Consider the following 16,204-nt stretch of genomic DNA (forward strand, 5'->3'; position numbering starts at 1 on the left):
CGTTGCGCTTACTTCGCCGGCAGGTACAGGCGCGGATCGACGGCCTTGCCGCGGTAGCGGATCTCGAAGTGCAGCTTGGCGCGGCCGCCCTCCGCCGGGCCGATCTCGGCGAGCTTCTGGCCGCGCTGCACGCGCTGGCCCTGCTTCACGCCCACGGTGCCCACGTTGGTGTAGATCGACATGTAGGAGCCGCCGTGGTCGACCATGATCACGCTGCCGTAGCCGCGCATCGTTTCGGTCGCGGCCACCGAGCCGGCGCCGATCGCGTGCACGGGCTCGCCGCTGCTGCCGCTGATGTCGAGGCCCTTGTTGCTGTTGCCGTTGAAGCCCGCAATGACCGCGCCCTGCGTCGGCCAGCCCCAGTCGCTGCGCCGCGACGCGGGCGGCACCACGGGGTCGCGCTCACGGGGTGCGGGCGCGGGCTTGGCTTTTTCGGCACTGCCGCTGCCGCCGCTGCTGCGCGGCGGCGGCGTGGCCGCCCCCGTCGCGGCACCACCCGGCGGCACCACGCGCAGCACCTGGCCGGCTTCGAGCTGGTCGGGGTCCTTGATCTGGTTCCAGCGGGCGATCTCGGCCGTCGTCCGGCCGTGCCGCTGCGCGATGCGGTACAGCGTGTCGCCCGTCTGCACGACGTACTCGCCGGGGCCCGCCACCGGCGTGCTGGGCGTGGTGGAGCATGCGCCCACCAGCAATGCCGCCGTCAACGCGGCGCACGCGCCCCATCTTCTCCCTGTCACAACCACGCGCTGAGTCCTTTCTGATTCATCCGGATCGCGCGACCTCGCGGGGCGAGGCGCGCCTGAACAATCCGGCAAGGCTACCAGCAGTCGTTGTGCGGACATTGCGCCCGCAGGAACGGCCGCGCGCAGGCCGCCCTCAGCGCTCCTTGCGCAGGATGCCTTCCAGTGCCTCGATGGCTTGCGTTGCCGAAGGGCTGAGGTAGCCACCGGCGCGCCGCACGATGCCCACCCGGCGCGTCGAGCGCCATCCGCCGACGGGGCTGACCGCCACGAACTGCGCCGCGACATGGGGCTCTTTCAGGACCGCACGCGGCACGGGCATCAAGGCGCCCAACGTGCGCAGCAGCGCCAGCTCGCGCTGGGCCGAACGCGAGGTGCCCACCGGCTCGGGCGGGTCGAGCCGATGCGCGCGGAAATTCGCTTCGAACTCGGTGTGGGTCGAGGTGCCGGGCGCCATGACGATCCACCGCGCCTGCGCCAACTGCTCCCATGCAACTTCGCGTTTCGTGCGCGCCAGCGGATGGCCGATCGGTGCCATGGGCACCAGGGGGTCGTCTCGCAGGCCTTCCCACGCCAGGGGTGCCGGCGGCTTCTTGTGCAGGCCGGTCAAGGCGAACTCCAGCTCGCCCATGGCCACGCCGCGCGTGAGCGAGTCGGAGTTGCCGCCCGACAGGTCCACACTGATGCCGCGCTCGATGAGCGCAGACACCACCGGCAGCACCCAGCGGTCGGGGATGCCGTTGCCAACCCCACAGCGCAGCACGCCGGTTCGCGCCTGCCGCAGGTCGCGCAGCTCCGCATAGAGATCGGAGGCATCCAGGTCGATGCGCTGCGCCCGCCTCAGGAAGGCCTGGCCCAGCTCGGTGGGGCGCATGCCCCGGGCCAGCCGTTCGAACAGCTTGACCTTGGTGGCGCGCTCGAGCCGGGTCACGGCCTTGCTCAGGGTGCCCGGTGAAATGCCGAGGCAGGCCGAGGCGCTGCTCAGCCCGCCTTCGCGCGCGATCACCACAGCCAGATGGAGGTCGTTCAAGTTCATGGTTTTCCAAAGTGGAAAAGGTCCCCATGAAATGTAGGTTGCTGCGTGCCGGGCGGCAACCTATCGTTCAGCCCCACAAGACCAGGAGACAACCACCATGCTTCGCAGTTCCTTCCTCCTCGGTGCCCTGTGCGCCCTGGGGACCGCTTCCGCCTGGGCGCAGGCGCCCTACCCCTCGCGCCCCCTCACGCTGGTGGTGCCGTTCGCCGCGGGCAGCGGCACCGACATCGGCGCGCGCGTGCTGGCCAAGGACCTGACGGACCTGCTGAAAACGCCCGTCGTCATCGACAACAAGCAGGGGGCCAACGGTGCGCTGGGCGCGGCAACGGTCGCACGCGCCAAACCCGACGGCTACACCCTGCTGATTGGCTCGGCCACGACCAACGCCGTCAACTTTTCGTTCTTCCCGGCCAAGCTGGGCTATGAGCCCGGGTCGTTCGACATGGTGGCGGGCCTGGGCACCAGCCCGATCTCGCTGTACGTCGCGGGCAACGCCAAGTGGCGCAACCTGGCCGACCTGCGGGCCTACGCCAAGGCCCATCCGAACGAACTGCGGTGCGGAAGCGGCAACGCCGTGACGCAGGTGGCCTGCGAAATCTTCCGCAAGGCGACAGGCATCGATGCCGTCACGGTCCCCTACAAGTCGAACCCGCAATCGCTGACGGACCTGGCAGGCGGGCACATCGACTTCGCGTTTTCCGACGCGTCGGTGGCCAAGGTCTTCATCGACGGCAACAAGCTGAAGCCGTTGGTCGTGGCCGCCGCACAGCGCTATCCGGCGACGCCGGACGTGGCCACGTTCCGCGAACAAGGCATGGCCGATTTCGAGCTCGCCGGGTGGACCGCCGTGTTCGTGCCTGCCGGCACGCCGGCGCCTGTCGCGGAGATGCTGAATGCCGCAGTCCGCAAATCGCTGGCGTCGCCGGAGTCGGTGCAGCTGCGCGCCAGCAACGGGACGCAGCCACTGGCTTTCACGCTGGAAGAAAGCCGCCGCTTCGCCAGGGAAGAGATCGCCCGCTGGGCGCGCTACGTGAAGAGCAGCGGCGTCAAGCCGGAGTGACGTCATGACATCGAACACCACCACACCCCTGGCAGGCCTGCGCGTCATCGACTGGACGCACGTGCTGGCCGGGCCCTTCGCCGGCTACCAGCTGGGCCTGCTCGGCGCCGAGGTGATCCGCATCGAGCGCGCCGACGGCGACGACATGATCCGCACCAAGGGCCTGGACGGCGAACTGACCGCCCTCGGGCTGGGCGAGACCTTCGTGACGCAGGGCGCGGGCAAGCGGTCGCTGGCGCTCGATGCGCGCGACCCGCGGGCCAAGGAGGCACTGGCAGCGCTGATCGGCAGCGCGGACGTGCTGCTGGAGAACTTCCGGCCCGGCAAGCTGGCGGCGCTCGGTTTCGATCCGCAGCAACTGATCGAGCGCCATCCGCAGCTGGTCGTCTGCTCGATCACCGGCTTCGGACCTGCCTCGGATCGGCGCGCCTACGACCACGTCATCCAGGCTGCCAGCGGCCTGATGGCCGCCAACGCCGGCAGTGACGGCAAGCCGCAGCGGGTGGGCTTCCCCCTGGTCGACTACGCCGTGGGCCAGCAGGCTGCGCTGGCGGTGATGAGCGCGCTCTACCGGCGCGACCGCACGAACGGAGAGGCACGCACACGCGGCGAGTGGCTCCAGGTGTCGATGATGGGCGCGGCGCTCACGCTGATGGCGCCCACCTACGCCGGGCCGCTGGTCAGCGGCATGGAGATGCCGCGCAGTGCGTCGACGGCGTTTTCCGGCAGCCCTTTGTCGGGCACCTTCGAGGCGACCGACGGCCAGCTGGCCATCGTCTGCAATGCGGCCAACCAGGCGGTGGGGCTGCTGAGCGCGCTGCGCGAAGCCGGCACGGACGCATCGCTGCTGTCGGCATTGCACGAGGCCGCCGAGCAGCGCGATGTGACGCGCGCGCAGGCGTTGCTGGGGCAGGCACTGGGCGCACGGACCGTGGCCGAATGGGATGCGCTGCTGACCCGCCACGAGGTGCCCGCCACGCCGGTGATGCGCCCCGCACAGGCGGCGGCACAGATGGCGCGCGACTGGCCGCACGTGGAGCTGTCGCTGTCCCACACCTCGCGGCGGGTGCCGGTGCCCGGCATCGGCTTCACGTCCAGCGAACCGCTGACGCCTTCGCTGCGCGCACCGGTGCGTCGCGGCGCGGACACGCGCCGCATCCTGGCCGAGGCCGGGCTGGAGGCGTCGACCATCGCCGCCATGTTCGCCGACGGCGCGGCGAGCGAACCCGCGGCCTGAACGCCCACGGCGCGCCCTGACGCGCGCCTCTCCCACCGCACCGAAGTCATCGAAGGGCACACGCCCTTCGGCACACCCGAGCCCTGGAACGCAGCAATGCGCACCAGCGGCCTCGTTCATCCCTGAAGAAGCACGCAACGCAAGACCTGCCATGAAGCAACATCACGCCCTGTCCGCCCTCGCCCTGCTCACCGCCGCCGGTGTCGCATCGGCCCAATCGTCCGTAACGGTGTTCGGCATCGTCGACGTCGGCATCAGCCGCTACACGTCGAAGAGCACGCACCACAGCCCCAACCCCTTCGCGGTGCCGCCGGCCAACGCAGCAGGCGGCGTGAAGAAAAGCCAGACCGCCCTGTCGAACTCGGGCTATGCGGGCAGCCGCATCGGCTTTCGCGGCACGGAAGACCTGGGCGGTGGCCTGGCGGCCAGCTTCTGGCTCGAATCGGGCATCTCGAACGACGACGGTGCCAAGGGCATCGACAACTTCAACCGCCGCTCCACCGTGAGCCTGTCGGGGCCCTTCGGTGAAGTGCGGCTGGGCCGCGACTACGCCGCGACCTTCTGGAACGACACCGTGTTCAGCCCCTTCGGCACGCAGGGCGTGGGCACCAACCTCATGGCCAACATCAACAGCCGCCTGGCCGCCGCCGCCGGGCCCGGCTCCGTGGTGGGCGCGACCGACAACTACGTGCGCACCGGCAATTCGATCGGCTACTTCCTGCCGCCGAACCTGGGCGGCGTCTACGGCCAGCTGCAGTACGCGCTGCACGAGAACACGAAGCGCAGCGACCAGCCCGGCACGCCGTCGGCCAAGGGCCGCTTCGTGGGTGGGCGCTTCGGCTACGCCAATGGTCCGCTCGACATGGCTATTGCCTACAGCCAGAGCACGGCCGCCGACAGCACCACGCTCAACGCGCTGGGCCTCGTGACCGCCACGCAGGAGCGCAAGATCAACTCGCTGAACCTGGGTGCCTCGTACGACTTCGGTCCCGCCAAGCTGTTCGGCGAGCTGTCGCGTGTGCAGGACCAGAACGAGACCGGTGCACTGCAGAACCTGCCGGGCCTGGCCGTTCCGCTCATGACCACCACGACGCGCAAGGACCGGTACGACGGCTACCTGCTCGGCGCGAGCGTGCCCGTCGGCCCCGGCCTCATCCGCGCGTCGTACGCCTCGGTGAAGTACAAGAACGGCGCACCAGCCGCGACCGACCTGAACAGCCTGCTGTGGGGCCTGAACGGCCAACGCGACACCACGGCGAACCAGATCGCGCTGGGCTACGTGCACAACCTCTCGAAGCGCACCGCGCTGTATGCCTCGGTGTCCCGCATCCGCATCAAGAACGGCTGGAACAACCCCGGTGTGATGGGCGCGATCACTGGCGGCTCGCCCAGCTACCTCGCGGGCGGCACCGCGCAGGCCGCGGGCTGGGCGCCGCGCTCCTCGATGGGCTACGACGTCGGCATCCGTCACGCCTTCTGAACGGACGCCACGCAGACATCCTGCGTGGCGTTCATGGCGTCTACTTCTTCGGCTGCAGCAGCTGCTGCAGGTTCGCCATGTTCTCGTTCAGGCGGTCCTGCACCACCTTCCAGCTGTTGTTGCGCGCCTGCGCTTCCAGCTGCGCCAGTTCGCGGAAGTTGTCGACGGCCTGCTGCACGCCGCGCTGCGCGACCTCGGCCTGTTTGGAGAGGGCGTCCTTGCCGGTGGCGTCCTTCAGTGCGTCCTGCCACTGGGCCAGCGTGTCGCGCAGGATCTCGCCGCGCCGCTGCGCCAGCGACTGGATGCCTTCGTAGGCCTGCCGGTTGGCTTCGGCCAGCGCCTCCATGTCCTTGCGCTGCCACTCCACGAGCGCGCCGACGTCCACGCCGGGCAGCTTGAGCTGCTCGATCAGCTTGCTGAAGTCTTCCATCGACGGCAGCGCCGTGGGAAAGAGCGGGTTGGCGTTGGCTGCGGTCTTGCTGGTTGCCATGAATTGAATCTCCTTGGTGAGTGAAATAGCAGGTAACGAAAAAATCAGGCCGTCGCGAGCTGCGAGCGGCGCGCGGCGGCGGGCCGCATGACGAGCAGCAGGACCACGCCGGACGACAGCCACAGCCCGATCGCAAGGAACATGCTGTTGTCCGAGCTGCCCGAGGCGGTAGTGATCCACGCGGTGATCACCGGCATCACGGCGGGCCCGAGATTGCCCAGGCTGCTGATCAACGCGATGCCGCCGGCCGCCGACTTGCGCGGCAGGTACTCGCTGATGGCTGCGAAGAAGATCGGCGTGTTGGCCGACTGGCCAATGCTCATCACCGCGAGGCCCGCCAGCGCCAGCACCAGGTTGCCGCCGCTGAAGACGGCCACCAGCAAGCCCGCCGAGGCCAGCGCGACGCAGAAGAAGAAGTGCTTGCGCCGCTCCAGGTGCTTGTCGGAACTGCGCCCGACGAACACCATGCCCACGGCGCCGAAGACCGCCGGGATGGCCGACAGCAGGCCGACCATGAACACATCGCCCACGCCCCAGTTCTTGATGAGCGTGGGCACCAGGAACACCAGCGTGTAGTTGGCGCCCAGGAACAGGAAGTACACGAAGGCCATCGTGAACACCTTGGGGTCGCGCAGCAGCGCCCAGAACGAGCCGTGCGAGGCGGTTTCCACCGCATGCGGTTCGTTGTCCAGGTGGTTGCGCAGCGCGAGCTTCTCGGATGGCGTAAGCCAGTTGGCCTGCTCGGGCTTGTCCTTGAGGTAGAAGAACGCGACGATGCCCAGCACCGAGGCCGGCAGCCCCTGCACCACGAACAGCCACTGCCAGCCGTGGTGGCCGCCCAGGCCGTTCATGTACTTCATGATCCAGCCCGACAGCGGGCCGGCCAGCAGGTAGCCGATGGCGGTGGCCGTCATGAAGATCGAGATCACCTTGCAGCGCCGCGCCGAGGGGTACCAGTAGGTGAGGTACAGGATGATCCCCGGGAAGAAGCCCGCCTCGAACGCGCCCAGCAGGAAGCGCAGCACGTAGAACTGCGTGGTGGTCTCCACGAACATCATGGCCGAGGCCACGAGCCCCCAGCAGAACATGATGCGCAGCAGCGTCTTGCGCGCGCCGATCTTCTCGAGCATCAGGTTGCTGGGCACCTCGAAGAGGAAGTAGCCGATGAAGAAGATGCCCGCGCCCAGCGCATAGGCCTCGTTGCTGAAGGCCAGCGTCTGCTTCATCTGCAGCTGCGCGAAGCCGATGTTGATGCGGTCGATGAAGGCGACGATGTAGCAGAGGATCAACAGCGGCAGCAGGTGCCAGCTGACCTTCGAAAACAAAGCCTCGTCCGCCGCGTTGTACGGCGCGCGGGCGGGGGCCTGCGCAGAAGTGGGGGTCATGGTCTTGCTTTCCTTTGGGGTCGGTCGGTGAAGGAATCGGCGGGAAGGCTAGGCAGCGGCGGCGGCGCGCTTGCCCTTGGCAGGAGCGGCCGGCTTGCGCGGCGCGCGAGGCTTCTTGCCGGCGGGTGCGGCAGCAGTGGCAGCCGCACGCGGCTTGGCGGCGGCCGGCGCCTTCGCGCGGCGCGGAGCCTTGACGGGCACGACCTCGGCCTCGACCTCCTTCGCGACCGCTGGCTTGGCCACGGCCTCGACACTCGGCAGCCGCTCGATCTGCCGCAGCGCCGCGCGCAGGTGGCCGATCAGCTCGTACGACTCTTCCTGCGACAGGATGCGGCGGCACGCCGTGAGGCCGAAGTCGAGCGAGCCCGCGTAGCTTTGCACCGTGATGTTCAGCGCGCTGCCGTGGTACGGGATCGACACGGGGTAGAAGTGCATCATCCGCGCGCCCGCCACGTAGAGCGTGGCGCCCGGCCCCGGCACGTTCGAGATCAGCACGTTGGCCGCGGGCGGCACGCGGCGCGCCAGGTTGGAGCGGCCGTACAGCGAGGCCAGGCTGGTCATGAGCCAGGGCGAGCCGGTGATCGGCATGTCGACGCCGAGCACGGGCTTGAGCTCGCGCACCACGGCCTTGGCCGCCTCCGACGAGGCATGGATCGCCTTGAAGCGCTCGGCCGCGTCGCCGATGTCGGTCGCCAGGTCGACGCGCACCATCGACACCTGGTTGTTCATCGAGTCGTCGCCCTCCGCGCGCAGGCTCACGGGCACGCCGGCGATCAGCGCTTCTTTCGGCAGCAGGTTGCGCTCCTTCAGGAAGCGGGCCAGCGCCTCGCTGCACATCGCCATCACGATGGTGTTGACGGTGCCGCCCACGCGCTTGCCCAGCGCCTTCAGTTCGTCGAAGGGCAGCGACATCGTGCTGTACGAGCGCTGGTTGGTGATGGCGTCGTTGAACATGCTCTTGGGCGCCATGCCCAGGCTCAGGCGCCGCTCGCCCTTGCCGGTCTGCTGGCTCGCCAGCACGCTGCCGGCTGCCGTGAGCGCGCGCGCGGCCGCCGGCAGCAGCTCGGCGAGCTTGCGGTACTGGCGCGCCGAGTTCGACACCGCCGCCTGCAGCAGCTCGGCCACGCCGAGCTGGTAGTGGCTGCCGCTGCCGCGCTTGCGGCGCGCGGGCGGCACCTCGCGCATCTGCGCCGTGGTGTCGTAGAGCACCTTGGCCAGCTCGGTGCCGGCCTTGCCGTCGACGCCGCTGTGGTGGGCCTTGGTGTAGAAGGCCACCTGGCCGTTCTCCAGGCCTTCGATGACGTACATCTCCCACAGCGGGCGGCTGCGGTCGAGCAGGCTGGAATGCAGGCGCGCCACGAGGTGGTGCAGCTGTTCCATGGTGCCGGGGCGGCGCAGCGTGAGGCTGCGCACGTGGTAGTCGAGGTCGATGTCGTCGTCGTCGATCCACACCGGCTCGGCCAGCTCGAAGGGCATCTGCGCGAGCTTGCGCGTGAGCACCGACGCCAGGTGCAGCCGCTTGCCCAGCATGCCCTTCACGTCTTCGTAGTAGTCGCCCCGGTAGTCCTCGGGCAGGTCCAGGAGCATGAGGCTGCCGACGTGCATCGGCGTCTCGGGGGTTTCAAGGTGCAGGAACGACGCGTCCATGCTGCTCAGGTGGTCCATGGCGTGGCCTCTTTCGTCGGTGGGATTGGGGGGTGCCGTTCAGGCGGTGGCTGCGGCGACGGCCTGCTTGCGCAGCTCTTCGTCCACGAGGTCTTTCTTGGAGAGCTTGCCCACTGCCGTCTTGGGCAGCGCGGCGCGGATCTCCAGGGCCTGCACCATCTCGTGCTTGCCCACGCGCTCCTTGAGGAAGCTTTGCAGGGCCTTGATGTCGAAGGCCTCGGCGCCGGGTTTGAGCGTGACGAAGGCCTTGGGCGACTGGCCGCGGTATTCGTCGGGCACGCCGATCACCGCCACCTCATGCACGGCCGGGTGCTGGTAGATGGCCTCTTCGAGCACGCGCGGATAGACGTTGTAGCCGCTGCACAGCAGCATGTCCTTGCAGCGGTCGACGATGAAGACGAAGCCGTCCTCGTCCATGTAGCCCACGTCGCCGGTGCGAAAGAAGCCGTCGAAGGTGGTGCTGTCGGCCGTGGCCTCGGGCTTGTTCCAATAGCCCTTCATCACGTTGGGGCCCTGGATGCACATCTCGCCCTTCTCACCCAGCGGCACGTAGCGCGAGGGGTCTTCGAGGTCGAGCATCTTGATGACCACGCCCGGGTGCGGAATGCCGCACGAGCCCGCCTTGCGCTGGCCATGCGCGGGCGAGAAGGTGCCGGTGGGCGATGTTTCCGTCATGCCCCAGCCTTCGGCCAGCCAGGTGCCGGTGATGGCGCGGAAGCGCTCGCCGACCTCCATGGGCAGCGGCGCGCCGCCCGAGTTGCACAGCTTGAGCGAGTGCAGGTCGTACTGCGGCGTGTCGGGGTCGCCGATCACCGCGGTGAACATGGTGGGCACGCCGCAGAAGGTGGTGAGCTTCTTCTCGGCGATGTCGCGCAGCGCGGCCTTGGGGTCGAAGCGCAGGTGCTGCACGATCTCGGCCGCCAGGCGCACGCCCAGCAGCAAGTTGACCGTGAGCGCGTAGATGTGAAACGGCGGCAGCACGGCGAGCAGCCGCTCGGTGCCCATCTGCAGCACGGGCGGCGTGCCCGACTGCGTGATCACCACCTGCTCGCAGGCCGACGAGAGGTTGGCGTGCGTGAGCATCGCGCCCTTGGGCAGGCCGGTGGTGCCGCCCGTGTACTGCAGGATGGCCAGCGCCTCGCGCGGATCGCCGAGGAGGTGCGGCGTGTAGCGGCCGTCGTTGTCGAGCAGCTCGGAAAAACGCAGATGGTGCTCGTCGCCCGAGATCTCGACCGTTTCGTTCTTCGCCTTCATCTGCGCGGCCACCTGCTCGGGTGCGCCCGTCATCTCGGCGAGGTTGCCCACGATGAGCTTCTTCAGCCGTGTCTTGCCGAGCATGGCGGCCATCTGCGGGTACAGCGCCGCAAGGTCGAGCGTGATGAGGAAGTCGGTCTGGCTGTCCTCGATCTTGTGCTCGAGCACCTTCGCCGCATCGAGCGGCGAGTAGTTGACCACCGTGCCGCCCGCCTGCAGCACGCCGAACAGTGCGACCAGGTAGTGCGGCGTGTTGGGCAGGAACAGGCCCACGTGCACGCCGGGGCGCACGCCCAGGGCCTGCAGCCCCTTGGCGGCGCGATCGACCAGCGCGCCGAGCTCGCGGTAGTTCAGCCGCTTGCCCATGAAGTCGATGGCCGGCCGGTCGGGAAAACCGGCCACGGCGTCGGCCAGGATCTGCTGGACCGAGGTGGGCGTGATCTCGTGGTCCCACGCCACGCCTTCGGGGTAGGAAGCCAGCCAGGGCTTGCTGTTCATGTGCGTCTCCAGGAAGTGAATGAGTGGGTGAATGACTGACTGACCGATGCAGCGCGTCAGGCGGCCTTGCGCACGTCGCGGTGCGGATCGAGGTACAGCAGGCGGCGCAGGCCTTCTCGGCGGAACGGCTTCCACTGGCCCTCGGGCTGCGCGAGCCGGTCGGCGATGGCATAGAGCACCACCGGGTTGTGGCCGAGGCCGCAGTGGCTGCCCTCGACCTCGATGTTTTCCGAGGTCGCGGTCTCGCGTTCGCGGCAGCCCTGCCAGGCCACGATGCCATCGCTGCGGCTGTAAATGGCGCTGGCCGGCACGGGCGGCGGCGTGCGCATGCGCTCGCGCTCGGGCCAGTCCTCGACCTTGCGCTCGCTCACCATCTCGTACAGCCGCCACGCGTTGCTCGCGCGCGGCTCGCCGGCGAACGGGCTGCCGAGCGTGATGACGCTGCGCACCTGCGAAGGCGCGCGCCGCGCCAGCTCGCGTGCGAACACGCCGCCCAGGCTCCAGCCGACGATGCTCACCTTGCGCTGGTAGCGTTCGTGCAACTCGGCCAGGCGCTCCTGCATCTGGTCTTCCACGCCGGGGCGCGGGCCGAAGTTGGGGCCGAGCTTCCATCCGTGCGCGCGGTAGCCGCGGTCGCGCAGGAAAGCGCGCAGCGGCTGCGTCGACGCGTCGCTCGCCGAGAGGCCGGGCAGCACGAGCACGGGATGCCCGTCGCCCGCGGGCGCCATGCGCAGCATCGGGGCCATGGTGAAGAACGCGGACAGCTCCGCCACGGCGCGCCACTCGAGCATCAGCAGGCGGCGGGACGGCGGGGCCATCGAAGAAGATTCGGTCATGGTCATCTCGGGAGTGGAGGGAAAGGGAAAGAGAAAAAAGAGAGGCGAAGAAAAAGCCCGACGTGCAGACGCGATGCACACGGCTACCCGGTCGGGCGGTCGTTCGAGAGAGGATCGAGATCGGGGAAAAGGGTTGACGGCGCCGCGCAACGGCGGCGCCCGGCCTGTACGGCGGCACGCATGCATGGTGTGAACCCGCCGCGTACGTCCAGTCCGTGCCGGGCATGCCGGCACGCGCGAGGTGCATCCATGTGTTGTCTCCTGTCGGCCTCGTCCGGGCCTTCAGCGAGGCTCGGATCGGGCACTTTGTTGTCGTTGCTCTGGGCGCCATCTTTTCGCGGCGACGTCGACAAGGAAAGGTGCGATGCGACCACTTCGCGGTGATTTCGGGACGCGCATTTGAACGACGCGCAAGCGCGACTCACAACTGCGAACAGATGTGTGGATCGATGGCCACGCGAACGCCGAACGAGGGCGCGCGCGTGCGAATCAGCGGTGATTCACGATGCCGATGCGGCATCGCGCAGGCGAAGCTCAGGCCTTCGCCGCGCGGTAGTCCTGCGGGCTGCGGCCGGTCCAGCGCACGAAGGCGTGGCGGAAGTTCGAGGCGTCGCTGTAGCCCAGCCGCTCGGCGATTTCCTCGGTCGTCATGCGCGTGGTGCGCAGGTACTCGATGGCCAGCACGCGGCGCACGTCGGCCAGGATGCCGCGGTAGGTCGTGCCTTCGGTCTCGAGCCGCCGGCGCAAGGTGCGCGGATGGATCGACAGCTCCGAAGCCATCGGCTCGATGGTCGGAAAGCGCCACGGCATGTGGTCGATCAGCGTGCGCCGCACCACCGACGAGACACCGCCCGAGCGCGGCAGATCGGCCAGCACCTGCTGGCACATCTCGCTCACCATCGCATGCGTGACCGAGTCGGGCAGCCGCGACGGATGGCCGACCCACGGCGAGCCCACATGCAGTTCATCGCGCGGCTGGCCGAACGCCACGGGGCAGCCGAACAGCGTGCGGTAGGCGCTCAGGTCCTCGGGCTCGGCAAAGCGCACGTGCAGTGCGCAGAGGCCGAACGACGGACCGAAGAGATCGCGTCCCAGCCGCAGGTGCACCGCAAAGGCGAACTCGAGCGCGAAGCGGTACAGCGGGTCTTGCGGGTCGGACGACAGCAGCACCTCGTAGGGCAGCACCGCGGTGCCGCCGCTGCAGGTGTACGACACCGGCCCGGCCACGGGGCCCATGACGCGGTTGTACTTGATGGTGAAGTCCATCAGGTCGGCATGCGTGGGGCTGCTCAGCAACCCGTAGCCGTACATGCCGTAGGCCGTGAGGTGCATGCGGATGCCCGCGCGGAAGGCGATGGTGGGCCCGGGCGCCAGACGCACCGCGTTGCGGAAGACCACGGCCGCCTGCTCGTAGGAAATCCGCGTTGCCGGTGCGCGCAGCTGATCTTCCGTCAGGCCACTTCCGCTCAGGGTTTGTTCCGGTGCGATGCCTTCTTCGACCAGGGTGGCGACGATGGCTGCGACGCGCTGGGGTCCGTAGACGCGTGACGCGAAGTCGGGTGGCGAACGATGCACGACGATTCAATCCCTTCAGAACACATGCCTTCGATGGCGAGGCCGCCACTGGCCTCGCACTCCAAGGTCGTCGCAGGATATCGAAGCGTTCTGCACGCGCAGACTCGGAGTTTCCCGATAGCGCCAAATTGTCCCGAAGTCACTCCCGGTTGGTCTGAACGAACCTTTCTCACGCTGGTGCCCCACGGAAAGATCGTCGACGAAGCACCGTCCCGGCCGCAGGGCACAAAGCGCAACGCGCGACGGTTGCCTTTCGCTTCTCTTCCTTTCTCTCCCCTTCCTTTTCACCGCCACGCCCCATGCAACGCGACCCCTCTTCCCCTTCGTTCGCTTCGTCCAACGGCATCGAGCTGGCCTACGACTGCTTCGGCGATCCGGCAGCATCACCGCTGCTGCTCATCATGGGCCTGGGCACGCAGATGATTGCGTGGGACGAAGCCTTCTGCGAGCGCCTGGCCGGTCGCGGCTACCGCGTCATCCGCTTCGACAACCGCGACATCGGACAGTCCACGCGCCTGAGCGCCGCGGGTATTCCCGACGTGGCCAAGCTGCTCGGGCAGGCGCTGGCCGGCGTGCCGGTGAGCGCGAGCCAGGTGCCGTACACGCTGGCCCACATGGCCGCCGATGCGGTCGGCCTGCTCGACGCGCTGGGCATCGATCGCGCCCACATCGTCGGCGCCTCGATGGGCGGCGCCATCGGCCAGGAGATCGCGCTGCGCCATCCGGCGCGCGTGCGCACGCTGGTGTCGATCATGGCCACTAGCGGCGCCCCCGACCTGCCGCCGCCCCAACCGCAGGCGCTGCAGGTGCTGCTCACGCCCACGCCACTGGACCGCGACGGCTACATCGCGCGCCAGCAGCAGGTGATGAAGGTGCTGCGCGCCGGTTCGCATCCGGACGAAGAGGCGCTCGATGCCGCGCGCGCGGAACGCAGTTTCGAACGCGGCCTGCACCCGGCCGGCTACGCACGCCAGCTCGCGGCCATCATCGCGTCAGGCAGCCGCAGGGAACGGCTGGCGTCGCTGAAGGCGCCGACGCTGGTGATCCATGGCGATGTCGATCCGCTGGTGCCGATCGAATGCGGGAAGGACGTGGCGCGCCACGTGCCCGGCGCGCGGATGGTGACCATCGAGGGCATGGGCCACGCGCTGCCGAAGGTGACGTGGGCGCCGGTGATCGATGCGATTGCGGGGCATGCGGTCGAGGGCCGCTGATCGATTCGACATCGACGCGCATGACATCGCGCAGGTTGCCCATTGTGGGCTGGCATCGTTATTGAAGCAGTACAGCAGCGATGTCCGTGAGTGTTGCCAGCTTCTGTGAACCTACAAGAGCTGCGCCACGGTGAGTCATTGGGAAGTCCGTCTCACCGATCTGCACGACATCGCACAGGCCGGTGAGCCTCAATAGTTCACTTCCATTCACCTCGACCACGTCGGGGAAGGACTGCTCCTCGGGCTGCATTCCTTCATTCCAGTCGTCAATGCCCTGCTGGGCATCCGCACGGCTCGGGAATAGTTCGAGGACATCAGCTTCCCGGTAGTTTCCTGAGGTGGCGTCCATGCAGGTGACGATGCAGGGCCTGCCTTCCTCGACAAGGAAAAAGGCATTTACTCTCGCCAAAGCTACTGTGTCGGGGTGGTTGCGACCGCGGCGAATGAGCCAAATTCCGTTGGGGCCTCGAACGCTGAGATGAGGGACGAGTCCGAGCTGGCGGAGCTGTGGATCATCATCGAACAGATGAATGCTTGTGCCTGGTCTGCCCAGCAGCAGGAGGGTGCTGCCACACCACGCCTTGGTGCGCCGTCCGAACGCAGAGCGCCACTCACCACTGGGCTCGATCTCTCGCATCGCTTGCGTCAGAGGTGGCAGAAGACGGGAAGTCTTCTTGCTGACGAGTGCCAGCTCAATGCACCGGGCGACGTATTTTTCAGACTCCCTGAAATCCTCGCTGAGCATCGGCACGAGTGACTTCCGATCGAACGCGATGAAGTTCCACTCAATGATGCCTTTGCGCCGAAGCTTGAGCAGTTCCTCCAATTGTTCGACGTGAGCATCCAACTGGTCCACGCGAAACGGTAAGGCATCGATCGGCCGCTTCGCCCGCCCTGCGGTTGGGTCGGGAACGATTGCATCGAGCGCTGCTCGCCAATGGCAACCGGACCCGGTCCAAATGAGCACCGGGTTGGGGAACTCGATGCCAGACGAATTCTTCGCAGGAGTGCCTGCATAACAACGAACGAAGGCAAGCGAGCCACAAAGCGTCTTCATCAGTGTTCGTTCAGGGGGCTCGGGGCCAACGGAGTCGACCTCCACGACCACATCCAGATCGCCACATTCGAGCGCCCCGCGAGCAAACGAACCGACCACCCAGAGATTCTTGGCTGTTGAAGTGCAGGATTCCGGACGTTCGAAGAACCAATGCTTGAACGACAGCGTGTGAGTGCTGCAGGCGTCCAGCCGCTCGCAGAGCCGGATGAGCTTCTTCTTGAACAATGCTCTGGGAAAGCGCTTTTCAGTTGCAGCCATGGACTCGGAGGATTAACGCTAGGCCAGCAATCCTAACCAGCGATACGCTGGATTTTTCATGATGAGGAGCGCGCGCAGGCACATCGTGAAGCCGCGTGTTTCTCACACGAGCCTTGATTCCAGAATCGAAATCCACATGAACAGGGGCCGCCCGTCCATGAGGTTGGGGGTTCAAATCCCCCGTCCGGCGGCATTTCATCCGGTAGGGGATTTTGAGTCCCTTGCTAGTTTCGCGTGGCGCGCCATCCGGCCTCCCTTTGGGAGTTTGCGCCCGATGCCATCGATCGCACTGGCGACGGCCGAATCCCTGACTTCGTGACGGCGCGCTGTCTCCCTAGACTCAAAAAAGGAGCGCCCCTCAAAGATAAAGTCCCGTCGCATTAGCTGCGCGGGACTTTCAAGAACTGCCAAAAATAGAT

Annotated in this window: 13 protein-coding genes; 4 read left to right on the top strand and 9 right to left on the bottom strand. The window is 67.6% G+C overall.

Translation table 11 applies throughout. The features are described from left to right. Positions 1 to 8 precede the first annotated feature (8 nt). On the bottom strand, positions 9 to 686 hold the full coding sequence (locus tag AC07OH_RS20930; RefSeq protein ID WP_495301983.1) for a peptidoglycan DD-metalloendopeptidase family protein: 678 nt from the start codon (positions 684 to 686) through the stop codon (positions 9 to 11). 190 nt (positions 687 to 876) lie between these two features. Continuing rightward, entirely contained in the window at positions 877 to 1,776 is a 900-nt protein-coding gene (locus AC07OH_RS20935; RefSeq protein WP_495301984.1) for a LysR family transcriptional regulator, read from the bottom strand. Positions 1,777 to 1,873: 97 nt separating this feature from the next. Between AC07OH_RS20935 and AC07OH_RS20940 the strand changes: the two genes are divergently transcribed. The 3 genes from AC07OH_RS20940 to AC07OH_RS20950 all read left to right on the top strand — a co-directional run bounded on the left by AC07OH_RS20940 (position 1,874) and on the right by AC07OH_RS20950 (position 5,553). Beyond that, positions 1,874 to 2,836 (top strand): Bug family tripartite tricarboxylate transporter substrate binding protein, encoded by a 963-nt coding sequence (locus AC07OH_RS20940; RefSeq protein WP_495301985.1) that lies wholly within the window; start codon positions 1,874 to 1,876, stop codon positions 2,834 to 2,836. 4 nt (positions 2,837 to 2,840) lie between these two features. Next, a complete protein-coding gene (locus AC07OH_RS20945; RefSeq protein ID WP_495301986.1) occupies positions 2,841 to 4,073 on the top strand; it encodes a CaiB/BaiF CoA transferase family protein in 1,233 nt (410 codons plus the stop codon). A 151-nt stretch (positions 4,074 to 4,224) separates the two neighbouring features. Then, positions 4,225 to 5,553: a porin gene (locus tag AC07OH_RS20950; RefSeq protein WP_495301987.1), complete on the top strand. Its 1,329-nt coding sequence runs from the start codon at positions 4,225 to 4,227 to the stop codon at positions 5,551 to 5,553. A gap of 40 nt (positions 5,554 to 5,593) precedes the next feature. Here AC07OH_RS20950 and phaP read toward each other — a convergent pair whose 3' ends face one another. The 6 genes from phaP to AC07OH_RS20980 form a co-directional block, all read right to left on the bottom strand. Further along, complete coding sequence (gene phaP / locus AC07OH_RS20955; protein WP_495301988.1) at positions 5,594 to 6,043, bottom strand: TIGR01841 family phasin; 450 nt, start codon at positions 6,041 to 6,043, stop codon at positions 5,594 to 5,596. Between the two features lie 44 nt (positions 6,044 to 6,087). Further along, the gene (locus AC07OH_RS20960; RefSeq protein ID WP_495301989.1) at positions 6,088 to 7,428 is read right to left on the bottom strand and encodes an MFS transporter; all 1,341 of its coding nucleotides are present in this window, start codon (positions 7,426 to 7,428) and stop codon (positions 6,088 to 6,090) included. A gap of 48 nt (positions 7,429 to 7,476) precedes the next feature. Then, entirely contained in the window at positions 7,477 to 9,093 is a 1,617-nt protein-coding gene (locus tag AC07OH_RS20965) for a wax ester/triacylglycerol synthase family O-acyltransferase (protein ID WP_495301990.1), read from the bottom strand. Positions 9,094 to 9,132: 39 nt separating this feature from the next. Further along, positions 9,133 to 10,845, bottom strand: a complete 1,713-nt coding sequence (locus AC07OH_RS20970; RefSeq protein ID WP_495301991.1) for a long-chain-fatty-acid--CoA ligase — start codon at positions 10,843 to 10,845, stop codon at positions 9,133 to 9,135. A gap of 56 nt (positions 10,846 to 10,901) precedes the next feature. Continuing rightward, positions 10,902 to 11,681 carry an esterase/lipase family protein gene (locus tag AC07OH_RS20975; protein ID WP_095948796.1) on the bottom strand — a complete coding sequence of 260 codons (780 nt, stop codon included), beginning with the start codon at positions 11,679 to 11,681 and terminating at the stop codon, positions 10,902 to 10,904. Between the two features lie 534 nt (positions 11,682 to 12,215). Then, positions 12,216 to 13,256 carry an AraC family transcriptional regulator gene (locus tag AC07OH_RS20980; protein WP_495301992.1) on the bottom strand — a complete coding sequence of 347 codons (1,041 nt, stop codon included), beginning with the start codon at positions 13,254 to 13,256 and terminating at the stop codon, positions 12,216 to 12,218. A 299-nt stretch (positions 13,257 to 13,555) separates the two neighbouring features. Here AC07OH_RS20980 and AC07OH_RS20985 point away from each other — a divergent pair, with 299 nt between their 5' ends. Beyond that, positions 13,556 to 14,470, top strand: a complete 915-nt coding sequence (locus AC07OH_RS20985; protein WP_495301993.1) for an alpha/beta fold hydrolase — start codon at positions 13,556 to 13,558, stop codon at positions 14,468 to 14,470. A 58-nt stretch (positions 14,471 to 14,528) separates the two neighbouring features. Here the strand turns inward: AC07OH_RS20985 and AC07OH_RS20990 are convergent, their stop codons facing one another. Continuing rightward, entirely contained in the window at positions 14,529 to 15,785 is a 1,257-nt protein-coding gene (locus AC07OH_RS20990) for a hypothetical protein (RefSeq protein ID WP_495301994.1), read from the bottom strand. Positions 15,786 to 16,204: the final 419 nt, after the last annotated feature.

The organism is Variovorax sp. GW821-FHT10C12 (genome assembly GCF_059415405.1).

What these genes read in the sequence shown, in the direction of transcription:
- AC07OH_RS20975 (WP_095948796.1), bottom strand. Translation starts at nt 11,681, where the DNA reads ATGACCGAATCTTCTTCGATGGCCCCGCCGTCCCGCCGCCTGCTGATG.
- AC07OH_RS20990 (WP_495301994.1), bottom strand. Translation starts at nt 15,785, where the DNA reads ATGGCTGCAACTGAAAAGCGCTTTCCCAGAGCATTGTTCAAGAAGAAG.
- AC07OH_RS20935 (WP_495301984.1), bottom strand. Translation starts at nt 1,776, where the DNA reads ATGAACTTGAACGACCTCCATCTGGCTGTGGTGATCGCGCGCGAAGGC.
- AC07OH_RS20985 (WP_495301993.1), top strand. Translation starts at nt 13,556, where the DNA reads ATGCAACGCGACCCCTCTTCCCCTTCGTTCGCTTCGTCCAACGGCATC.
- AC07OH_RS20950 (WP_495301987.1), top strand. Translation starts at nt 4,225, where the DNA reads ATGAAGCAACATCACGCCCTGTCCGCCCTCGCCCTGCTCACCGCCGCC.
- phaP (WP_495301988.1), bottom strand. Translation starts at nt 6,043, where the DNA reads ATGGCAACCAGCAAGACCGCAGCCAACGCCAACCCGCTCTTTCCCACG.
- AC07OH_RS20970 (WP_495301991.1), bottom strand. Translation starts at nt 10,845, where the DNA reads ATGAACAGCAAGCCCTGGCTGGCTTCCTACCCCGAAGGCGTGGCGTGG.
- AC07OH_RS20945 (WP_495301986.1), top strand. Translation starts at nt 2,841, where the DNA reads ATGACATCGAACACCACCACACCCCTGGCAGGCCTGCGCGTCATCGAC.
- AC07OH_RS20960 (WP_495301989.1), bottom strand. Translation starts at nt 7,428, where the DNA reads ATGACCCCCACTTCTGCGCAGGCCCCCGCCCGCGCGCCGTACAACGCG.
- AC07OH_RS20965 (WP_495301990.1), bottom strand. Translation starts at nt 9,093, where the DNA reads ATGGACCACCTGAGCAGCATGGACGCGTCGTTCCTGCACCTTGAAACC.
- AC07OH_RS20940 (WP_495301985.1), top strand. Translation starts at nt 1,874, where the DNA reads ATGCTTCGCAGTTCCTTCCTCCTCGGTGCCCTGTGCGCCCTGGGGACC.